Below are 18,768 nucleotides of genomic sequence, written 5' to 3'. Positions count from 1 at the left end.
AAAAATAATAGTAAAAAACGTAAGATTTTTAACAAAATTACTACTTATTGAGTAAAGTGTTAAAAGAATAAACCAACTAAACTGAAACCAAAAAAGTCAACTTTTAAATAATTAAAGTTGACTTTTTAAATTTATATAGAATGAAAATTAAACAGTTTCTTCAATAGCTTCAAGTATACCTAAATAAACCATACAATTTCGCATAGATTGATAAGTACGTTCGATATCATTATCTAGACCAATAGAGAAACGAATTAAACCATCAGTAAGTCCCATTTCTTGTTGTTCTTCTATAGGGATTTCTGAAGAAGTAGAGGTTCCTGGAGCACTAAATAACGTTTTATAGAATCCTAAACTTACAGCTAAATATCCTAGATTACGCTCTTGCATTAATTCCATTAACTCGTTAGCTTTTTCAAGAGAACCTACATCAATAGTTAGCATACCTCCATAACCATATTCAGTATTCATCATTTTTGTAAATACTTCATGACTAGGATGAGAAGGTAAACCAGGGTAAACTGTTTTAAGTCCATCTGCCTCAAACTTTTTTGCAAGGTACATAGCATTATGGCTATGTTGTTTCATACGAATATGAAGTGTGCGTAAGTTTTTTAGAACAGACGAAGCTCTAAGGCTATCCATAGCAGGGCCTAATAACATACTAGCACCATCATTTACATTGCGTAAAGCATCAATAAATTCTTGAGTACCACAAACGACACCACCTACAGTATCACTACTTCCGTTAATAAATTTTGTAAGGCTGTGTACTACTACATCTGCACCTAATTTTACAGGAGAAATAGATAGGGGAGAAAATGTATTATCTACAACAAGTTTTAGATTGTATTTTTTAGCAAGATCAGCAAGTGCCTCGATATCGGCAACCTCTAATAATGGATTACTTACCGTTTCGCAATACAATACTCTAGTTTGATCAGTTATTGCAGCTTCAACAATGTCAAGTTTAGTAATATCTACAAAACTTGTAGTAATATTAAATCCTGGAGCAAAGTTTTTTAAGAAAGCATAAGTACCACCATAAATAGTTCTGCTCGATACGATATGATCTCCAGCTTTACACAACTGTAATAAAACAGGTGTGATAGCACCCATACCACTAGCAGCAACATTTGCAGTTTCTGTTCCTTCCATAGCAGCAAGTGCTTCACCCAGATATAGATTAGAAGGAGTAGAATGTCTAGAATAAAGGTAACAACCATCTGTATTACCTTCAAAGGTATCAAACATTGTTTTTGCAGATAAAAAAGTATAGGTTGATGAATCCGATATAGAAGGGTTTACACCGCCAAATTCACCAAAATATTGTAAGTCTTGAATTTCGTTAGCTGGGTCAAATGCCATAAGATTAAGTATTTATAAGAATTGATTTGCTAATAAAATTACAAGGATTATGTTTTTTTGTCAATAGAAATGTTAAAAACAAGAATATAAAACTAATTAATATGTAATATTTAGTAATTTTTATGGTTATATAAGAAAAACGAATAGGTATTTAGAAAATTTTAAAGCATGCAGATAGATGAAATAGATAAAAAAATACTACATATACTACAAGGCGATAGCAAAAAAACTACCAAAGAGATTTCCAATAAGCTCAGTTTATCAGTTACGGCGATATACGAACGGATAAAAAAAATGGAAAGAGAGGGAGTGATCGAAAAATATGTAGCACTCGTAGATAAAGAAAAAGTACAAAAATCGTTTGTTGTTTTTTGTCATATAAAACTAACGCAACATACAAAAGATTATTTATCTAAGTTTGAACGACAGGTAGTGAAACTAGATGAGGTACAAGAATGTTATCATGTGAGCGGAGATTATGATTACATATTAAAAGTGTATGTAACAGATATGAAAGCCTATCGTGAATTTATGGTGACCAAACTTACCACATTAGAACATATAGGGAGTACTCATAGTACATTTATGATTGATGAAGTAAAAAAAACAACGGCAATTCAGATATAAGAAGTAGAGAGCTATGCTCTCTACTTTTGATAATATTATCTTGGCCCTACAGGGATTTTTTTACAATATGGATAAGCACAATACCATCCAGGAGGACATTGTACTGAGCTATAGCTACAAGAATATGAAGGCCCACCTCCATTAATTGCTCTTTGTGTTGTTTTTTCGATAACTTGAATACCCTTAATCTGTTTGATGTTTTTTAACATGATTAATAATTAATGAATTAATAAATAGTTTACAAAATGACACATCATGGTAATTTAATAGTTTACTGTGGTCCTTGGTAAATACGTTGGCATAAACCACGAACACAACGATAATTTGGCCCACACTCTCTTCTTACAGGTCCTTGTGGAGTGTATATAACATAACCACACTGAGGTGGAATACCATTTTCTCCAGTAGATCCAGAGCTACCACCTCCTTTGATAGTTTTTTGTTGTGATTTAGTAATAGCTTTAGCTCCGTTGAATTGTTTGATGTTCTTTAACATGATTAATAATTAATGAATTAATAAATAGTTTATAAAATGACACATCATCTTTAAATTGTATTAATCTAGACCAGGATAGATGTATTTACATCGACCATGAACACAATAATAATTAGGCCCACATTCTTTTCTCACAGGTCCTTGTGAAGTATTTATTATATAACCACATTGAGGAGGATTACCATTTTCCCCAGTAGATCCAGAACTACCTCCTCCTTTGATAGTTTTTTGTTGTGATTTAGTAATAGCTTTAGCTCCGTTGAATTGCTTAATGTTCTTTAACATGATTTAAAAATTAATGAATTAATAGTTTTAGAAATGATACATTATTTTTTAAATTATTGAGGTCCTGGATTAACACGTTTACAAGCATTATCAACACAATAATAGTTTGGTTTACATCCTTTCCATTCAGGTCCTTGAGGTGTATATATGATATAACCACATGGTTGACCTTCTCCATTTTCTCCAGAAGATCCAGAACTACCACCTCCTTTAATGGTTTTTTGTTGTGATTTAGTAATAGCTTTAGCTCCGTTGAATTGCTTAATGTTCTTTAACATGATTTAAAAATTTAATGATAATTAATTTCTTTTGTGACACATCTAAGTAATTACCATAAGTATACAGTACTGTATAGAAAGGTCACTTCTAGAATGGATCAACCATACAGACTATATTTGATATATAATAAAGTTTACGTTTTGGTTATTAGTGGGGAGTTTTTTAGCTAAGATTTAAAGTAAAAAGTTTATGAAAAAACAGATTTGAGGAAGGGGAAGGTTTACTTTAAAAAACTACTAAAACTTGTAATAAAATTATACGCTTTGATAAAAATTAATAGCTCTGAACATTAATAAAAAAGGCACTCAGAGTTTATACCCTTGATGATATAATTTATATCTCTGTGAGCAAATCTATAGAATAATCAAATAGATTGTAATGAGGTTTTAACATATACTTTTTATGGTTAATAAGTTAATGCTGGAAATATGGAAAAAACATACATAAATGATGATAAAAACGTATAAGTACACTTAAAAAAAACGTATTTAACATTAATTAAATAAGAAGATAAATTATAAAACGATAAAATTTTGCTTGAAAAAATAGTGTAAATGAAAAGAACATAGGCTTAAATTATGAAATAGTGAAATGTGATAAATGGCAGTTTTCTCTAGCACATATTACCGTATCTTTGCAGCTATAAAAAATAAGGAATACAACTATGAGTAAGGCGGTATATGTAGCTACTATTGAACCCAATAGTGGTAAATCCATTGTGGTTTTAGGTTTAATGAGAATGTTATTAGGTAAAACTCCCAAAGTAGGATATTTTAGACCTATAATTGACGATTTAGAAGAAGGAGAAATAGATAATCATATCAATACAGTAATCTCGCATTTTGAATTGGATATTAATGTTAAGAAAACCTATGCATTTACTCGTAGTCAAGTACTAAAAAAATACAACAAAGGGAAATCAGGAGATATTATTGATGGTATCATTGAGAAATATAAAAAACTAGAAGAAAAGTTTGATTTTATTCTGGTAGAAGGAACTGATTTTTCTGATGAAGGAAGTATTATTGAATTTGATATTAATGTGCTAATAGCAAAAAATCTTGGAATTCCAGCGATAATAGTTTCAAGTGCTTACGAAAAGAGTAATGCAGAACTCATAGGGAATCTTAAATTAGCCTATGATTCTTTCCATGCAAAAGATGTTGACGTAATAGCTATTGTAGCCAATAAAGTTACTCACGAAAAAGAGGTGACACTTACTACTACCTTGCCAAAAGAGTTTACCAATGATGAGATTGAAATAGTAGTAATACCACAAATCAATAGCTTAATAAACCCTACAATTAAGGAAATAGTAAAAGAGTTAGACGGAAAAGTTTTATTCGGAAAAGAATACCTAAATAATCAAGCAGGAAGTTATGGAGTAGGAGCGATGCAATTACGCAATTACTTGACACATCTTAAAGAAAATAGCTTAGTTATTACCCCAGGAGATAGAGCAGATATTATCTTGGGAGCTTTACAAGCAAACAACTCAGCAAACTATCCTAAAATTTCTGGAATTATTCTTACTGGAGGAATCATACCAGAAGAACCTATATTAAAACTTATAGAAGGAGTTACTCCTGTAGTTCCTATTATATCTGTGCCTAACGGTACGTTTTCTATAACTAATAAAATAGGGTCGATCAAGTCGAAAATTTATGCAGAAAACACGCAGAAAATCAACACTTCGATCAGTACATTTGAGAAATATGTAGACGTAGATCGATTAGCAGATAAGTTGATTACATTTACTTCTGATAGTATAACCCCAAGTATGTTCCAATATAATTTATTGAAAAGAGCATTACAACATAAAAAACATATCGTTTTACCAGAAGGATTAGACGAACGTATTCTTAGAGCAACCTCAAGGTTATTAGCACTTGATGTGGTTGAAATCACTTTATTAGGAGATAAAAAGAAGATTCAAAATAAAATAACCGAATTAGATATTCCTTTTGATTACGGCAAAGTAAATATTATTTCTCCAGTAGATTCAGAACATTATGATGATTATGTGCAAACGTTTTATGAATTGCGTAAGCACAAAAATGTAAATATGGATATCGCTAGAGATATGATGGCAGACGTATCGTATTTTGGGACAATGATGATCTACAAAGGACATGCAGATGGAATGGTTTCTGGAGCAATACACACAACACAACATACAATACGACCAGCATTACAATTCATAAAGACAAAACCAGATGTTCAAGTTGTTTCTTCGGTATTTTTTATGTGTTTAGACGATAGAGTTTCTGTTTTTGGAGATTGTGCTATTAATCCTAATCCTAATGCAGCACAATTAGCAGAGATAGCGATATCATCTGCAGAATCTGCACAAGCATTTGGGATAGAACCTAAAATAGCGATGTTATCATATTCATCAGGAAGTTCAGGAAAAGGAATAGATGTAGAAAAGGTGAGAGAAGCTACTATGATAGTAAAAGAAAAACGTCCAGATCTTAAGATAGAAGGACCAATTCAATATGATGCTGCTGTAGATATGAAGGTAGGAAAAAGTAAATTACCAGACTCTGAAGTAGCAGGACAAGCAAGTGTATTGATTTTTCCAGATTTGAATACAGGAAATAATACCTACAAAGCTGTACAAAGAGAAACAGGAGCTTTAGCCATAGGACCAATGTTACAAGGATTAAATAAACCTGTAAATGATTTAAGTAGAGGATGTACAGTAGATGATGTATACAATACAGTAATTATTACAGCGATTCAAGCAAAAGGATTATAAAAGCTAGAAACTAGAAAAATATGCAAATATTAGTATTAAATTCAGGAAGCTCATCAATTAAATTTCAATTGTTTTTGATGCCTGAAGCTAAAGTAATTTGTTCAGGATTGGTAGAACGAATTGGACTTAAAAATGCAAAAATAACATATACAACAACTACGCAAGAAATAGAGAACGAAACCCAGATTAAAGATCATACTGTAGGGTTAAAACTAATTGCTCAATATCTTATGGATAACGAAGTAGGAGTGATTAAAGATGTTTCAGAAATTGAAGCAGTAGGGCATAGAGTTGTACATGGTGGAAGTGAGTTTGCTACTACAACATTAATTACAACAGCTGTAAAAGCTAAAATTAAGGAGTTATTTTCTTTAGCGCCTTTACATAACCCTGCAAATCTAGAAGGAATCGAAGTAGCAGAAACTATTTTTCCAGAAGCTAAACAAATAGCTGTTTTTGATACAGCATATCACCAGACAATACCAGAGAAGGCATATAAATATGCAATTCCTAATGCATTGTTAGACGAACATGATATTAGATTATATGGTTTTCATGGTACAAGCCATAAATATGTAGTACAAGAAGCCCAAAAGCTATTAGAAAAAACTACCTCAAATATTATTACAATTCACTTAGGAAATGGATGTAGTATGACGGCAGTAAAAAATGGAGAAAGTATAGATCATACCTTAGGATTCGCACCTATGAACGGATTGATCATGGGAACACGATCTGGTGATATAGATCCAGCAATAGTATTTTATTTGGTAAATAATAAAGGATATACTTTAGAAGACGTAAATACAATGCTTCAAAAAGAAAGCGGAATGTTAGGACTTACTGGATATAGTGATTTAAGAGATATTGAAGCCAAAGCTGCAGCAGGAGATAAAGCTTGTAAATTAGCTTTAGAAATGAGTGCCTATCGTATCAAAAAGTTTATTGGAGCGTATGTAGCTGTAATGAATGGTCTTGATGCTATAGTTTTTACAGCAGGAATTGGTGAGAATTCATCTATGATGAGAAAACTTGTTTGCCAAGACATGGAATATTTTGGGATAGCGCTTAATGAAGAAGAAAATAATATTCGAGCAAAGAAAGCAAGAAGTATTCATAAAGAATCAAGTAAAATTAAGATTATGGTGATTCCTACTAATGAAGAATTAGAGATTGCTAAGCAATCTTTTGAGTTATTATAAAATAAAAAAAGAGCGTTATTAACGCTCTTTTTGCTTTTACACAGTTAATTAAAAGCGCAATCTCTTCCGTTAGGTTGACACCTTCCAGAGTCACAAAAAAGACGAGGACCTATGTACATACAACAAAGGTTACGACCACCGCACCATGGGCGGTTTGAAGCGTTGGCTCCAGAAATTTCTTGTTGTTCTTTTTTGGTTAAGGTTTTAACCCCTTTTAAATTTAAGATAGTTTTCATGATGTTGTGATTTTTTAAACCTTAAACTTACTATAGTCTTTTGAATTTGGTATGCGTATAAGACATCAAAAAAATACGGGAAATTAAGAAGTTGTATTAAAGAAAAATCGCTTAAAACCATAAGGGATTTTAAGCGATTGAAAAATTATAATAAATAAAGAGACTATGCCCATTCACAGCGATTACCATAGCAATAACCGTAGTCGCAAAATACTCCTGAAGCAGTATTTATACAACAACGTTTAGGACCACCGCACCACGGACGTTGTACAGCAGCACCATTAATTTGCTTTTGCTCGCTTTTACTTAACGTTTTGATACCTTTAAAATTCAAGATATTTTTCATGATTAATATGTTTTATGAAGTTTAGATATTGATTAGTGTTATAAGAAATATGTTGAGACATATTTATGCCCATACACATCTACCATAAGCCATACAATATCCAGCATCACAAAATTCATTTCCATTAGGTAAACGGAAACAACATTGATTAGTTCCTTTACAATAAGTATGTTGAGTCCAAGCACCTTTGATTTCTCGTTGCTCTACTTTGTTTAATGTCTTGATACCCTTTAAGTTTAAGATTTTTTTCATGATATGTGAATATTTAAATGAGAATTAAAGTTACCATATCTTATTGAAAATGAATTACGTAAAAAACATATAATTTTTACTGTAAAATATAGGTGAAGAAAAGTGTGTAAAATATACGGAATCAAACTTGATTCCGTATATATGTCTTTTAAAAAGAAAGTTTCGTATTAGTAGATGATACAAGTTCCTCTTCTTCTATCACAATAACCTGGTTCACAAAAAGGTTCACCGTTATAATAACCTAATAAACAACCTCTTCCAGAAGGACAACAAGAAACTCGTCCCCAAGCTCCTTTAATTTGTTGTTGTTCGTCTCTGTTTAACGTTTTAATTCCCTTTAAGTTTAAGATTTTTTTCATGATTTATAGTGTATTTAATGAAAATTAAAAGTACTATATCTTGTTAAAAATAAGTTATGTATAAAACGTAAACTATATGAGGTGAAAAAATAAAAAAAGAGAGAACCTAAATGATTCTCTCTATAACTATGTAAAAGTTTATGATCTTCTTATTATTGAATAACTAGATATTAATAAAAGATACAAGTTCCTCTTCTGCTATCACAATATCCTGGCTCACAAAAAGTTTCATTACCAAATGCTATAAGGCATCCTCTACCTGTAGGGCAACAAGAAACTCGTCCCCAAGCTCCTTTAATTTGTTGTTGTTCATCTCTGTTTAATGTTTTAATCCCCTTTAAGTTTAAGATTTTTTTCATGATATATAATTTATTTAAGATTAGAGATATAAAATTACGGTAATGTTGTTTAAAATCAATGAGTTAAAGCCTCATAATAATTATGGTTTAATTATAAAATTGACATCTTCTTTGCTGTTTACAATATAAAAAATGGATAAATCGGGAGTTTATGAATAAAAAAATATTAGAATATTTCTTTTTGGATAGAAGTAGACGAACTTTCAATTTACTTAAAAATAAAGTTATTAACAGTTTGTTTAAGTAATTTTTAACATTTCAAAAAAGTGGCTGAACAGTAGTATTTATACGGTCTTAGGCTATTTTTAAGAAGATAATTTTTATTTAATTTTAAAATAATGAGCAGGTAATGTTTTGTTTGTTAATTAGTTGGAGAATAAAATAATATTGTATACTTGTGTTCAGATTGGTAACAATTTGATAATATTAGAAACAGTAGAAAGATAAAAGCAAAATATACTTTTGCGCGTATTTTTTTAGAAAAACACAAACTTAACAAACACATGAAAAAACTTTTACCCTTTATTTTATTGTTAATATCAGTAATAGGATATGCACAGATCCCTACGTACTATAATGATGTTAACTTAAATCAGTCTGGGCAGTCTTTAAAATCTGCTTTAACAACAAAAATCACAAATACTCACGTATCACTTATTTCATACACTCCTGGAGTATGGAATGCTTTAAAAGAAGCAGATTTAGATCCTAATGATGCTTCCAAGGTAATCTTAATTTATGGATATAATGATACAGATAATATAACAAAAAATGATAGAACTCGTAGCGTTGATGCTAATGGAGGTGGTTCTACAGATTGGAATAGAGAACATGTTTATCCTAAATCTTTAGGAAATCCTAATTTAGGAACAACTGGACCTGGAGCAGATGCTCACCATATTAGAGCTGCAGATACACAATGGAACTCTACTCGTAGTAGTAGAAAATTTGCAGATGGAAGTGGTGATTCAAAAGTAACATCTCAAGGACATTGGTATCCTGGTGATGAATATAAAGGAGATGTAGCTAGAATGATGATGTATGTATATTTAAGATACGGAAATCGTTGTTTACCTACTAATGTAGGTGTAGGAACTCCTGTAGCATCAGACGCTAATATGATTCAGTTATTCTTAGAGTGGAATGCAGAAGATCCTGTTTCTCCATTTGAAGATCAACGTAACAATGCAATAGCTCAAGTACAAGGAAATAGAAACCCATTTATCGATAATCCTGCTTTTGCTACAACAATATGGGGTGGACCACAAGCCGAAGATCGTTTTGGAGGAACTACGATTCCTACAGATACTCAAAGTCCATCTGTACCAGCAAACCTTATAGCTTCTGGAGCAACAACATCTACAGCACAATTGAACTGGAATGCTTCAACAGATAATGTAGGAGTAACAGGATACGAAATTTTAAGAAACGGTAGTTTAATTCATACTACAACTGCTACGTCATATACAGTTACAGGTTTAACAGCAGGAACTACATACACTTTTGCAGTTAAAGCAAAAGATGCAGCAGGAAATACATCTGCAGCAAGTCAAGCAGCTACAATTGCTACTAATGATGATGATTCTGATAATGGATCAGTAGCGAGTTTATTTTTCTCAGAATATGTTGAAGGATCTTCTAATAACAAAGTATTAGAGATAGCTAACTTTACAGGTAGTAGTGTTAACTTATCTGCTTATAGTATCAAGAAACAATCTAATGGATCAGGAAGCTGGAATAGTACATTAACGTTAAGCGGAACTCTAGCCAATGGTGACGTATATGTAATCGCTAATAGTAGTGCAAGTAGTACTGCAAAAGCAGAGGCAGATTTGACGACATCTACAGGAGCACTTACATTTAATGGTAATGATCCAGTTGGACTATTTAAAAACAATGTCCTAGTGGATGTTATAGGTACTTTTAATGGAGGAAGCTCAAGTTTTGCACAAAATACTACATTAAGACGTAAATCATCTGTTAATGGGCCAAATACAACTTATACTACTTCAGAGTGGGATTCATTTGCATCAAATACATTTAATGGTTTAGGAAGTCATACTATCGATGGAGGTACAACATCACCATTACCAACTAATGAAGACATAAGCTTTAGTATAACCTTTGATAATTATCCAGAAGAAACAAGTTGGGAAATTAAAAATGCTAATAACCAAGTAGTGTTTTCTGGAGGAAATTATAGTTCTTCTCAAAAAGGAAGTACAGTTACAGTTAGCAAAACGTTAGCAGCAGGATGTTATACTTTTGTAATTAAAGATCGCTATGGAGATGGAATCTGCTGTACTTATGGTAACGGATCGTATGTATTAAGAAATACAACTACAGGACAAACTATAACATCAGGAAGCTCTTTTACATCAGAAAGAACAAAGAACTTTTGTATAGCAACAACAAATAAAAACGCTAGCGAAAGCGAAGTCTTAGATACATCTAATAATGCGGTTACTTTTAATGCATATCCTAATCCAGTTGAAGATAATATAATCATTAGCTTAAAAGCTTTTGATAATACAACATACCAGGTGGTAAATCAATTAGGACAGATCGTTAAAAAAGGAATTGTAAAGTCAAAAGAGATAAACTTGTCTGCACTTAATACAGGAATGTATATGCTTGTAATACAGCAAGAAAATCAAATCTACACAAAAAGATTTGTAAAGAAATAATTAACAAAATGTAAAAAAAGCGTTATCATTTGATAACGCTTTTTTTAGGATTAAAAATAAAAAAGAGTGTAAGTGTTTGACTGTTAATATGTAGTAGGATTCGACCATTTGTAGGATTTTATGGTTAAACAACTGAAAAAGTACATTTTTATATGTTTTATGTTTGTTCATAATTGATAGAATTTGTATCATTGAACATTGTTTTTTTTATGTTAAATCCCCAATTAATACTAGCCTAATGAATAAATTTTTACTATTAATTTTTGCATTAGTAATTACAACAAGCCTTAATGCCCAGAATTTTTTCTTAATAAAAGACTTTCCAGAAGAGAAAAAGTATGAAGAAGTAGCAGGAGATGTTTATGATGATAATATGATCTCATTTACACCAGATGCTTACCCAGCATACCCTAAAGGAAAAGCAGGTATAAAAAAACACGTACTTAAAAAATTTAAATACCCTAAAGCAGCACAGAGTAAAAAAATTACAGGTAAAGTAATAGTGCAGTTTTATGTAGGTGCAGATGGTTATGTTAAAGATGTTGTGGTTGCTAGAAAGGTACATCCATTATTAGATGAAGAAGCAGTGAGAATCATTAAATCTATGGAAAGATGGAGACCTGGATATCACAATGAAGAACCGATTAATGTAAAGTATTTCCAATCTATTTCTTTCGGAAAATAAGAATAAGAACGGTATTCAAAACTAACAAAAAAGACACTTTGATGCTTACATGAGTGTCTTTTTTTATATCCTATAATTAACTTATATAATTCCAGATATTTTTATGCTTAGCCATTTGACGGTAAGTATATAGGATAACTTTGTGTTTATCCATTTTTAAACCTGGATCTTCTTTTAAAACTTTAGTAGCATAATGTCGTGCCATTTTTAAGATATCATTATCTTTTACAATATCCGCAATCTTAAGATTTAAAACACCGCTTTGTTGTGTACCCATAAGATCTCCAGGACCTCTAAGTTTTAAGTCAACTTCGGCAATTTCAAATCCGTCGTTAGTCCGAGTCATAGTTTCTAATCTAGTAATGCTATCGTGAGATAACTTATGACTTGTCATTAAAATACAGTAACTCTGTTCTGCACCACGACCTACACGACCTCTTAACTGATGTAATTGAGATAAACCAAAACGCTCTGCACTTTCTATGATCATTACACTCGCATTAGGAACATTTACTCCCACTTCGATAACTGTAGTAGCAACCATAATCTGAGTTTCTCCTTTAACAAAGCGATCCATCTCATAATCCTTATCAGCAGCTTTCATCTGTCCATGAACTATAGAAATCTCATAATTAGGGAAATCGCGACAAATACTTTCATACCCATCCATAAGATCTTTATAATCCAGTGTTTGAGATTCCTGGATCAAGGGGTAAACGATATAAGCTTGACGACCTTTTAAAATTTCGTCTTTAATAAACTTGAAAACTTTAAGACGATTACTATCATAACGATGAACAGTTTTAATAGGTTTACGACCTGGCGGAAGTTCGTCTATAACAGAAATATCTAAATCCCCATATAAACTCATAGCGAGTGTACGAGGAATAGGTGTAGCCGTCATAACCAAGATATGAGGAGGATAAGTATTTTTATGCCATAGTTTAGAACGTTGCTCAACGCCAAAACGATGTTGTTCATCAATAATAGCTAATCCTAAGTTTTTGAATTTGACTTTATCCTCAAACAAAGCATGCGTTCCAACTAGAATATGTAAAGTACCTTCTTCTAATTCTTGATGTAATTGTTTACGCTCTTTGGCAGTAGTACTACCCATCAAGAGTTTAACATTAAGCCCAAGATCTGTAACTAATTCTTGGATTCCAGTAAAATGTTGAGCAGCAAGAATAGCTGTAGGAGCTACAAGACAGGCCTGAAATCCATTATCTATAGCCAATAGCATAGTCATTAAAGCAACAATAGTTTTACCAGAACCTACATCACCTTGCAGTAAGCGATTCATTTGCGCACTACCACCAATATCGTTACGAATTTCTTTAATTACCCGTTTTTGAGCATTGGTAAGATCAAATGGCAGATGATTTTTATAAAAAGTAGTAAAATAATGACCAACATCAGGAAAAGGAAAACCTTTGATCTTATGTTTTCTAACTATCTTTTTCGAAATCAGCTGTAACTGTATATAGAATAATTCTTCAAACTTAAGCCTAAACTGTGCTTTGGAGAGTAATTCTTGACTTTTAGGGAAATGAATATTAAATAAAGCTTCGTTTTTAGGGATAAGTTTTAATTCTTTTAAAATATCTTCAGAAAGCGTATCATAAAAACGGGCTTGAGTTTCAATAAAAAGCTGTTGCATTATTTTATTGATAACCCTATTCGTAATCCCTTTATTAGCTAGTTTTTCAGTAGAAGGATAAACTGGTTGCATAGCAGTGCTAAGCTTTTTTTTATGATCCTCATACAATTCCATTTCTGGATGAGGCATATTAAAACCGTTGTAATATTTGGTTTTACCAAAAATAACATAAGGTGTATTGAGCTTAATACTTTCTTTAATCCATTTATGACCACGAAACCATACTAACTCCATTTCGCCAGTATCATCGATAAATTTAGCTACTAAACGCTTACCTCTTTTTTGTTCAACAGTTTTAAGATGTACAATTTTACCTAAGATTTGAACCTCAGAACCATTGCGTTGCAATTGATTGATCTTATAATATTGAGTTTTATCAATATACCGATTAGGAAATAAATTGATAAGATCTTGATAGGTATGAATGCCTAATTCCTTTCGTAATAAGTCAGCACGAGAGGAACCTACACCTTTGAGATAATCTATGGGAGTTTGTAAAATATTAGGCTTCATAATAGCGAAGATAAAATGGAGAAAGAAAACTTCAAAACAAACTGATAAAATACTAATAAGATAAAAAATAGAAGAGTTTTTAAGTGTTGATTATTAGAGATTAATATTATTTGATAAAGAAACTTATATTTGTAACAGACAATTCAGAAATGATATAATCCCCAAATTATATGAAGAAAGTTTTACATGTTTTAATGTTTATATGTGCTATGCCTGTAATGGCACAACTTGATGCTAATGCTTTAATGAACATTCCGATAGGAACAACTGCAGAAATTAATGCAATTAGTACAGCTACTTTAACCAGCGGAGCAATGGTATTTAATAGTGATGCAGCACGTATTTATGAATATGATGGAACCAGATGGAGACCATTAGTATTAGCTCCTTTGGTAGAAACCAAAACAGGAAATTATACCTTAACTGCTGCAGATAATGGTAATGTGTTACGATTTAATAGTTCAAGTGATATGACACTTACAGTTCCTGCGGGATTAGAAGTAGGATATAATGTGAGTATTTACCAAGTAGGATCTGGTAAAGTAACGATCACTGGAGCAGGAGGAGTAACAGTAAGCAACCGTTTATCTAGATTTAGAACAGCAGGTGTAAATGCAGGTGTAGGATTGATGTGTACAGGAAATAATACATTTCATCTTACAGGAGATTTAAAACGTAACTAATTATGAAAATAAGAATTACGTTGCTAGTGTGCCTACTACTAGAGGTAATGGCAAGTGCGCAAATAGCTCAATGGAATAATTTTCCTACGAGGAGACCGTCACATATTCTGGACGAAGAACTTACCAATATTAGTTTTGCCTTTTCGATGCGAGTTTTAGAATCAGATTATAATGGACCTTTAATTCGTTTAAGAAGATCTAGTGATAATGCCGAACGAGATTTTGGTTGGGGAGATAATGATATAGTAGATATAGCAGCTATAAATGCTTGGAGAGGTGGTTCAAATGTTTTTGTGGTGACTTGGTATGACCAAAGTGGATTAGGACGAAATGCCGTACAAAATACCCGTAATTTTCAACCACGTTTTATTCCAGATGCAACAAGACCTTATTTTTTTGGTGATGGATCAAATGATCGATTAGATGTAAATACCAGTATACAAACGTTGACTAATGCAGGAGTTAATGGATCAGTAATAATGGTTGCATATTCAACTAGAAGAAGTCAATTTACTTTTGGTACCAGAAGACCAGGTGCTAGTAGTAATAGATGGACAGCCCATCTTAACTGGAGTAATAGTAATGTGTATTTTGATTCTGGAGTGTGCTGTGATAATGGTGTGAGAAATATAGGTAACCCAGATAATCAATGGCAACAATTTTCTTTTATTAGAGCAAATGTAGTACAAACAATTAGACGTAATGGGACAGTATTACGTACAGGTAATTATACCAATGGAAGATGTACTGCAACAAATGGATTTGGTATACTATATTCTAATGGTAATAACTCTCAATTTGCTACTAATCGTATTACCGAGATGGTTATGTATCGTATGGAAGTAAATAATACAGCATTACAAGAATTAGAAGAAGATCAAATTGATTTTTGGAATATATAGTCACAAAAGCTAAATAATTCCGTTTATATAAACAGAACATAGACATAAAATAAAATACACTTGAAAACAAAGTTCCTTTTCGTTTTACTATTGTTGAATTCGCTATGGATAGCTATAGCTAAAGAAAAACAACAACCTACAGTAGATTTTAAAACAGCCCAAGCCAATATTCATATAGATGCAAGTGCAAAACAAGTAGCAGGGACTATAAGTTTTAGTGTAAACATATTAGCGTCAACAGAAGCTATTTTTATTGATGCCAAGCAAATGCAAATTGAAAAAGTTTTAGTAAATGATCAACTACAGACTTTTGATTATGATAAACAGAAGATTTGGATCAAAAAAACATTTAAAAAAGGAGAAGAATACACCATTGCAATAACCTATAGTACAAGTCCTAAAAAAGCAATGTATTTTGTAAAGGATGAGCAAGGAAATGATCAAATATGGACTCAAGGACAAGGTAAGGATACTTCAAATTGGTTACCAAGCTTTGATGATATGAATGAAAAGTTAACGTTTGATCTTACAATAACCTATGCCAAAGGATATGAGGTGATCGCAAATGGTAAATTGATCACTACAGAAGAAAAGGAAAATGAGTTGGTAAGCTGGCAATACGATATGCAACATCCTATGAGTAGTTATCTAGTGGCTGTAGCTATAGGTAAATATGCTAAGGAAACAGCTGTATCAAAAAACGGGACACCTTTAACATGGTATTATTATCCAGAAGATAAAGATAAAGTAGCACCTACTTATAGACATAGTACAAGCATGTTTGATTTTTTGGAACAAGAAATAGGCGTACGTTATCCGTGGCAAAACTATAAACAAGTTCCTGTAAAAGACTTTTTATATGCAGGAATGGAAAATACAGGAACAACTATTTTTTCTGATGCATTTATGGTTGACGAAATAGGTTTTAAAGACCGTAATTATATCAATGTCAATGCACATGAGTTGGCACATCAATGGTTTGGAGATTTAGTAACAGAAACAAGTGGAACACACCATTGGTTACAAGAAGGCTTTGCTACCTATTATGCATTAGTAGCAGAACGAGAAATTTTTGGTGAGGATTATTTTTATTACAAATTATACGAAAGCGCAGAGCAGTTAACCGCACTTAGTCAAAAAGGAAAAGCCACCTCTTTATTAGACCCAAAAGCAAGTTCGCTTACCTTTTATCAACGAGGAGCATGGGCATTAGTTGCTTTAGAAGAAAAAGTAGGGAGCGCAACCTTTAAAAAGAGCATACAAGAATATCTTACTACTTATCGCTATCAAAATGTGACAACAGCAGATTTTATAAAAATAGTAGCAAAGCATAGTAAGCTAGATCTCAGTATATATCAAGAGAAGTGGCTTAAACAAGTAGCATTCCCTTCGGCAGAAGCTTTAAAAATATTAGAAAAATCAGCATTTATTAAACAATATCTAACACTGGCTCAAGAACGTACGCAACCACTCATAGGTAAATGGAAAACCTTGGCAAATGCATTGCGTTTTCCAGTCAATGATTATTTGGGACAAGAAGTGATTAATCAATTAGCAGGAGATACCTCAAAAGAAGCGTTGGCACTTTATCAAAAAGCATTTGAAAGCGGAAATACTTTTGTCTTACAAAGTATAGCAGCAACAATGAATAAAATTCCGAAGGCATTGCAAAGTGATTATGAAAATATATTAAAAAGTGAATCCTATGCGGCTATAGAACCAGCACTATATCACTTATGGGCAAATTTTCCTCAAAAAAGAGTGCAATATCTAGAAGAAACTAAGACCATTATAGGATTTAATGATAAAAATGTTCGTATCTTATGGTTAGTATTGGCACTCAATACCTCTGGATATGATGAAGAAAAACAAAAAGAATGGTTCCAAGAATTAACATCGTACACAACAGAGCGATATGGATTTAATACTAGGCGTAATGCTTTTGAATATTTAGAGAATTTAGAAGCTTTTACAGAGGTGTCGCTTAAAAGCTTAGCAATAGGCACACAACATCACAATTGGCGATTTAGAAAAAGCTGTAGAGCAATGATAGATCGATTAATACAAAACCAAACCTATAAAAAAGAATTTATAGCCCTTTCTAAAACATTGAATAAAGAAGAAAGTGCCTATTTAAAAAAGAAGTTAAATTGAGATAACATAAATCTATGAAGAGAGCATTAGTCATTTCTGGAGGAGGAAGTAAAGGAGCCTTTGCAGGAGGTGTTGCTCAACATTTGATAGAAGATTTAAAACGAGAATATGATATCTATATAGGAACTTCTACAGGGAGTTTATTAATATCTCATTTGGCTTTGGGCAAAGTAGCCGAAATAAAAGAAATATATACTTCGGTTAATCAATCCTCAATATTTAAAAACTGTCCGTTTAATATTAAAGAGAAACACGGGCATAAAGATGTAACGATAAATCATTTCAATGTTTTAAAAAATCTCTTTACAGGAAAGAAAACCTTTGGAGATAGTAGAAACTTAAGAAAGTTAATACGTAAATCAATACCACCCCATTATCTCGAAACCCTCAAAGCTAGCCATAAAGAAGTCGTTGTTACTGTAACAAATCTATCGACCAATACGGTAGAGTACAAATCGATACACGATTTTGATTATGATGAATTTTGCGATTGGGTATGGATATCCTGTAACTATCCTCCATTTATGAGTTTGGTACAAAAGAATAATTGCGATTATGTAGATGGCGGATTAGGAGATATGGTACCTATAGAAGAAGCTATAAAAAGAGGAGCAACAGCTATAGATGTTATCGTATTAGAAACAGAGGTTACATATATCAATAGAATGCCTACCAAAAATCCATTTTCATTAATTACCAATATGGTAAATTTTATGATGGATCAAATCGAAACCCAGAATATACGAATAGGGAAATACAAAGCCAAAAACCTAGATATAAGCCTAGATTTATATTATACCCCAACAGTATTAACCACAAATTCACTAGTCTTTGATAAAGAAAAAATGAAAATCTGGTGGAAAAGTGGATACCAATTTGCCAAACAAAAAAATAACTCAAATCGAATTTAATCA

The 18,768-nt window shown here is 32.0% G+C and carries 20 protein-coding genes; 9 read left to right on the top strand and 11 right to left on the bottom strand.

Annotated features, from left to right (window positions below):
- Nucleotides 1–147: 147 nt before the first annotated feature.
- Nucleotides 148–1,368, bottom strand: a complete 1,221-nt coding sequence (locus ACYEKI_RS03950; RefSeq protein ID WP_459209863.1) for an aminotransferase class I/II-fold pyridoxal phosphate-dependent enzyme — start codon at nt 1,366–1,368, stop codon at nt 148–150.
- Between the two features lie 168 nt (nt 1,369–1,536).
- Between ACYEKI_RS03950 and ACYEKI_RS03945 the strand changes: the two genes are divergently transcribed.
- Nucleotides 1,537–1,995, top strand: a complete 459-nt coding sequence (locus tag ACYEKI_RS03945; RefSeq protein WP_459209862.1) for an Lrp/AsnC family transcriptional regulator — start codon at nt 1,537–1,539, stop codon at nt 1,993–1,995.
- Between the two features lie 35 nt (nt 1,996–2,030).
- Here the strand turns inward: ACYEKI_RS03945 and ACYEKI_RS03940 are convergent, their stop codons facing one another.
- The 4 genes from ACYEKI_RS03940 to ACYEKI_RS03925 all read right to left on the bottom strand — a co-directional run bounded on the left by ACYEKI_RS03940 (nt 2,031) and on the right by ACYEKI_RS03925 (nt 3,054).
- Complete coding sequence (locus ACYEKI_RS03940; protein WP_459209861.1) at nt 2,031–2,204, bottom strand: hypothetical protein; 174 nt, start codon at nt 2,202–2,204, stop codon at nt 2,031–2,033.
- 62 nt (nt 2,205–2,266) lie between these two features.
- Nucleotides 2,267–2,491, bottom strand: a complete 225-nt coding sequence (locus tag ACYEKI_RS03935) for a hypothetical protein (RefSeq protein WP_459209860.1) — start codon at nt 2,489–2,491, stop codon at nt 2,267–2,269.
- A 60-nt stretch (nt 2,492–2,551) separates the two neighbouring features.
- Nucleotides 2,552–2,776, bottom strand: a complete 225-nt coding sequence (locus ACYEKI_RS03930; RefSeq protein WP_459209859.1) for a hypothetical protein — start codon at nt 2,774–2,776, stop codon at nt 2,552–2,554.
- Nucleotides 2,777–2,829: 53 nt separating this feature from the next.
- Nucleotides 2,830–3,054, bottom strand: coding sequence for a hypothetical protein (locus tag ACYEKI_RS03925; RefSeq protein ID WP_459209858.1), 225 nt, complete (start codon nt 3,052–3,054; stop codon nt 2,830–2,832).
- Nucleotides 3,055–3,719: 665 nt separating this feature from the next.
- On the opposite strand from ACYEKI_RS03925, the gene pta reads away from it, so the two are divergent.
- Both pta and ACYEKI_RS03915 read left to right on the top strand, forming a co-directional pair.
- On the top strand, nt 3,720–5,816 hold the full coding sequence (gene pta, locus ACYEKI_RS03920; RefSeq protein WP_459209857.1) for a phosphate acetyltransferase: 2,097 nt from the start codon (nt 3,720–3,722) through the stop codon (nt 5,814–5,816).
- 20 nt (nt 5,817–5,836) lie between these two features.
- Nucleotides 5,837–7,018: an acetate/propionate family kinase gene (locus ACYEKI_RS03915; RefSeq protein ID WP_459209856.1), complete on the top strand. Its 1,182-nt coding sequence runs from the start codon at nt 5,837–5,839 to the stop codon at nt 7,016–7,018.
- A gap of 44 nt (nt 7,019–7,062) precedes the next feature.
- On the opposite strand, the gene ACYEKI_RS03910 is transcribed toward ACYEKI_RS03915, so the two are convergent.
- The 5 genes from ACYEKI_RS03910 to ACYEKI_RS03890 form a co-directional block, all read right to left on the bottom strand.
- Nucleotides 7,063–7,254: a hypothetical protein gene (locus tag ACYEKI_RS03910; protein ID WP_459209855.1), complete on the bottom strand. Its 192-nt coding sequence runs from the start codon at nt 7,252–7,254 to the stop codon at nt 7,063–7,065.
- A gap of 163 nt (nt 7,255–7,417) precedes the next feature.
- Complete coding sequence (locus tag ACYEKI_RS03905) at nt 7,418–7,600, bottom strand: hypothetical protein (RefSeq protein WP_459209854.1); 183 nt, start codon at nt 7,598–7,600, stop codon at nt 7,418–7,420.
- Between the two features lie 63 nt (nt 7,601–7,663).
- Complete coding sequence (locus ACYEKI_RS03900) at nt 7,664–7,852, bottom strand: hypothetical protein (RefSeq protein ID WP_459209853.1); 189 nt, start codon at nt 7,850–7,852, stop codon at nt 7,664–7,666.
- A gap of 167 nt (nt 7,853–8,019) precedes the next feature.
- Nucleotides 8,020–8,211, bottom strand: coding sequence for a hypothetical protein (locus tag ACYEKI_RS03895; protein ID WP_459209852.1), 192 nt, complete (start codon nt 8,209–8,211; stop codon nt 8,020–8,022).
- A gap of 170 nt (nt 8,212–8,381) precedes the next feature.
- On the bottom strand, nt 8,382–8,570 hold the full coding sequence (locus tag ACYEKI_RS03890; protein WP_459209851.1) for a hypothetical protein: 189 nt from the start codon (nt 8,568–8,570) through the stop codon (nt 8,382–8,384).
- Nucleotides 8,571–9,073: 503 nt separating this feature from the next.
- On the opposite strand from ACYEKI_RS03890, the gene ACYEKI_RS03885 reads away from it, so the two are divergent.
- A complete protein-coding gene (locus ACYEKI_RS03885; RefSeq protein ID WP_459209850.1) occupies nt 9,074–11,257 on the top strand; it encodes an endonuclease in 2,184 nt (727 codons plus the stop codon).
- A 238-nt stretch (nt 11,258–11,495) separates the two neighbouring features.
- On the top strand, nt 11,496–11,942 hold the full coding sequence (locus ACYEKI_RS03880) for an energy transducer TonB (protein WP_459209849.1): 447 nt from the start codon (nt 11,496–11,498) through the stop codon (nt 11,940–11,942).
- A gap of 76 nt (nt 11,943–12,018) precedes the next feature.
- Here ACYEKI_RS03880 and recG read toward each other — a convergent pair whose 3' ends face one another.
- Nucleotides 12,019–14,115: an ATP-dependent DNA helicase RecG gene (gene recG, locus ACYEKI_RS03875; protein WP_459209848.1), complete on the bottom strand. Its 2,097-nt coding sequence runs from the start codon at nt 14,113–14,115 to the stop codon at nt 12,019–12,021.
- 170 nt (nt 14,116–14,285) lie between these two features.
- On the opposite strand from recG, the gene ACYEKI_RS03870 reads away from it, so the two are divergent.
- Genes ACYEKI_RS03870 through ACYEKI_RS03855 form a run of 4 tightly spaced genes read left to right on the top strand, consistent with a single transcriptional unit; the run spans nt 14,286 to nt 18,765 of the window.
- The gene (locus ACYEKI_RS03870) at nt 14,286–14,798 is read left to right on the top strand and encodes a hypothetical protein (protein ID WP_459209847.1); all 513 of its coding nucleotides are present in this window, start codon (nt 14,286–14,288) and stop codon (nt 14,796–14,798) included.
- 2 nt (nt 14,799–14,800) lie between these two features.
- On the top strand, nt 14,801–15,700 hold the full coding sequence (locus ACYEKI_RS03865) for a hypothetical protein (protein WP_459209846.1): 900 nt from the start codon (nt 14,801–14,803) through the stop codon (nt 15,698–15,700).
- Between the two features lie 60 nt (nt 15,701–15,760).
- Entirely contained in the window at nt 15,761–17,854 is a 2,094-nt protein-coding gene (locus ACYEKI_RS03860) for a M1 family metallopeptidase (protein ID WP_459209845.1), read from the top strand.
- 14 nt (nt 17,855–17,868) lie between these two features.
- Nucleotides 17,869–18,765, top strand: coding sequence for a patatin-like phospholipase family protein (locus ACYEKI_RS03855; RefSeq protein ID WP_459209844.1), 897 nt, complete (start codon nt 17,869–17,871; stop codon nt 18,763–18,765).
- Nucleotides 18,766–18,768: the final 3 nt, after the last annotated feature.

This window comes from Aquimarina rhabdastrellae, from assembly GCA_947387485.1.
Classification (GTDB): domain Bacteria; phylum Bacteroidota; class Bacteroidia; order Flavobacteriales; family Flavobacteriaceae; genus Aquimarina.
The sequence above is the reverse complement of the archived record's forward strand: the minus strand, read 5'-3'. Positions and strand labels throughout refer to the sequence as shown.

Excerpts from the sequence above, each read along its gene's own strand:
- ACYEKI_RS03950 (WP_459209863.1), bottom strand. The coding sequence starts at position 1,368 with ATGGCATTTGACCCAGCTAACGAAATTCAAGACTTACAATATTTTGGT.
- ACYEKI_RS03945 (WP_459209862.1), top strand. The coding sequence starts at position 1,537 with ATGCAGATAGATGAAATAGATAAAAAAATACTACATATACTACAAGGC.
- ACYEKI_RS03940 (WP_459209861.1), bottom strand. The coding sequence starts at position 2,204 with ATGTTAAAAAACATCAAACAGATTAAGGGTATTCAAGTTATCGAAAAA.
- ACYEKI_RS03935 (WP_459209860.1), bottom strand. The coding sequence starts at position 2,491 with ATGTTAAAGAACATCAAACAATTCAACGGAGCTAAAGCTATTACTAAA.
- ACYEKI_RS03930 (WP_459209859.1), bottom strand. The coding sequence starts at position 2,776 with ATGTTAAAGAACATTAAGCAATTCAACGGAGCTAAAGCTATTACTAAA.
- ACYEKI_RS03925 (WP_459209858.1), bottom strand. The coding sequence starts at position 3,054 with ATGTTAAAGAACATTAAGCAATTCAACGGAGCTAAAGCTATTACTAAA.
- pta (WP_459209857.1), top strand. The coding sequence starts at position 3,720 with ATGAGTAAGGCGGTATATGTAGCTACTATTGAACCCAATAGTGGTAAA.
- ACYEKI_RS03915 (WP_459209856.1), top strand. The coding sequence starts at position 5,837 with ATGCAAATATTAGTATTAAATTCAGGAAGCTCATCAATTAAATTTCAA.
- ACYEKI_RS03910 (WP_459209855.1), bottom strand. The coding sequence starts at position 7,254 with ATGAAAACTATCTTAAATTTAAAAGGGGTTAAAACCTTAACCAAAAAA.
- ACYEKI_RS03905 (WP_459209854.1), bottom strand. The coding sequence starts at position 7,600 with ATGAAAAATATCTTGAATTTTAAAGGTATCAAAACGTTAAGTAAAAGC.
- ACYEKI_RS03900 (WP_459209853.1), bottom strand. The coding sequence starts at position 7,852 with ATGAAAAAAATCTTAAACTTAAAGGGTATCAAGACATTAAACAAAGTA.
- ACYEKI_RS03895 (WP_459209852.1), bottom strand. The coding sequence starts at position 8,211 with ATGAAAAAAATCTTAAACTTAAAGGGAATTAAAACGTTAAACAGAGAC.
- ACYEKI_RS03890 (WP_459209851.1), bottom strand. The coding sequence starts at position 8,570 with ATGAAAAAAATCTTAAACTTAAAGGGGATTAAAACATTAAACAGAGAT.
- ACYEKI_RS03885 (WP_459209850.1), top strand. The coding sequence starts at position 9,074 with ATGAAAAAACTTTTACCCTTTATTTTATTGTTAATATCAGTAATAGGA.
- ACYEKI_RS03880 (WP_459209849.1), top strand. The coding sequence starts at position 11,496 with ATGAATAAATTTTTACTATTAATTTTTGCATTAGTAATTACAACAAGC.
- recG (WP_459209848.1), bottom strand. The coding sequence starts at position 14,115 with ATGAAGCCTAATATTTTACAAACTCCCATAGATTATCTCAAAGGTGTA.
- ACYEKI_RS03870 (WP_459209847.1), top strand. The coding sequence starts at position 14,286 with ATGAAGAAAGTTTTACATGTTTTAATGTTTATATGTGCTATGCCTGTA.
- ACYEKI_RS03865 (WP_459209846.1), top strand. The coding sequence starts at position 14,801 with ATGAAAATAAGAATTACGTTGCTAGTGTGCCTACTACTAGAGGTAATG.
- ACYEKI_RS03855 (WP_459209844.1), top strand. The coding sequence starts at position 17,869 with ATGAAGAGAGCATTAGTCATTTCTGGAGGAGGAAGTAAAGGAGCCTTT.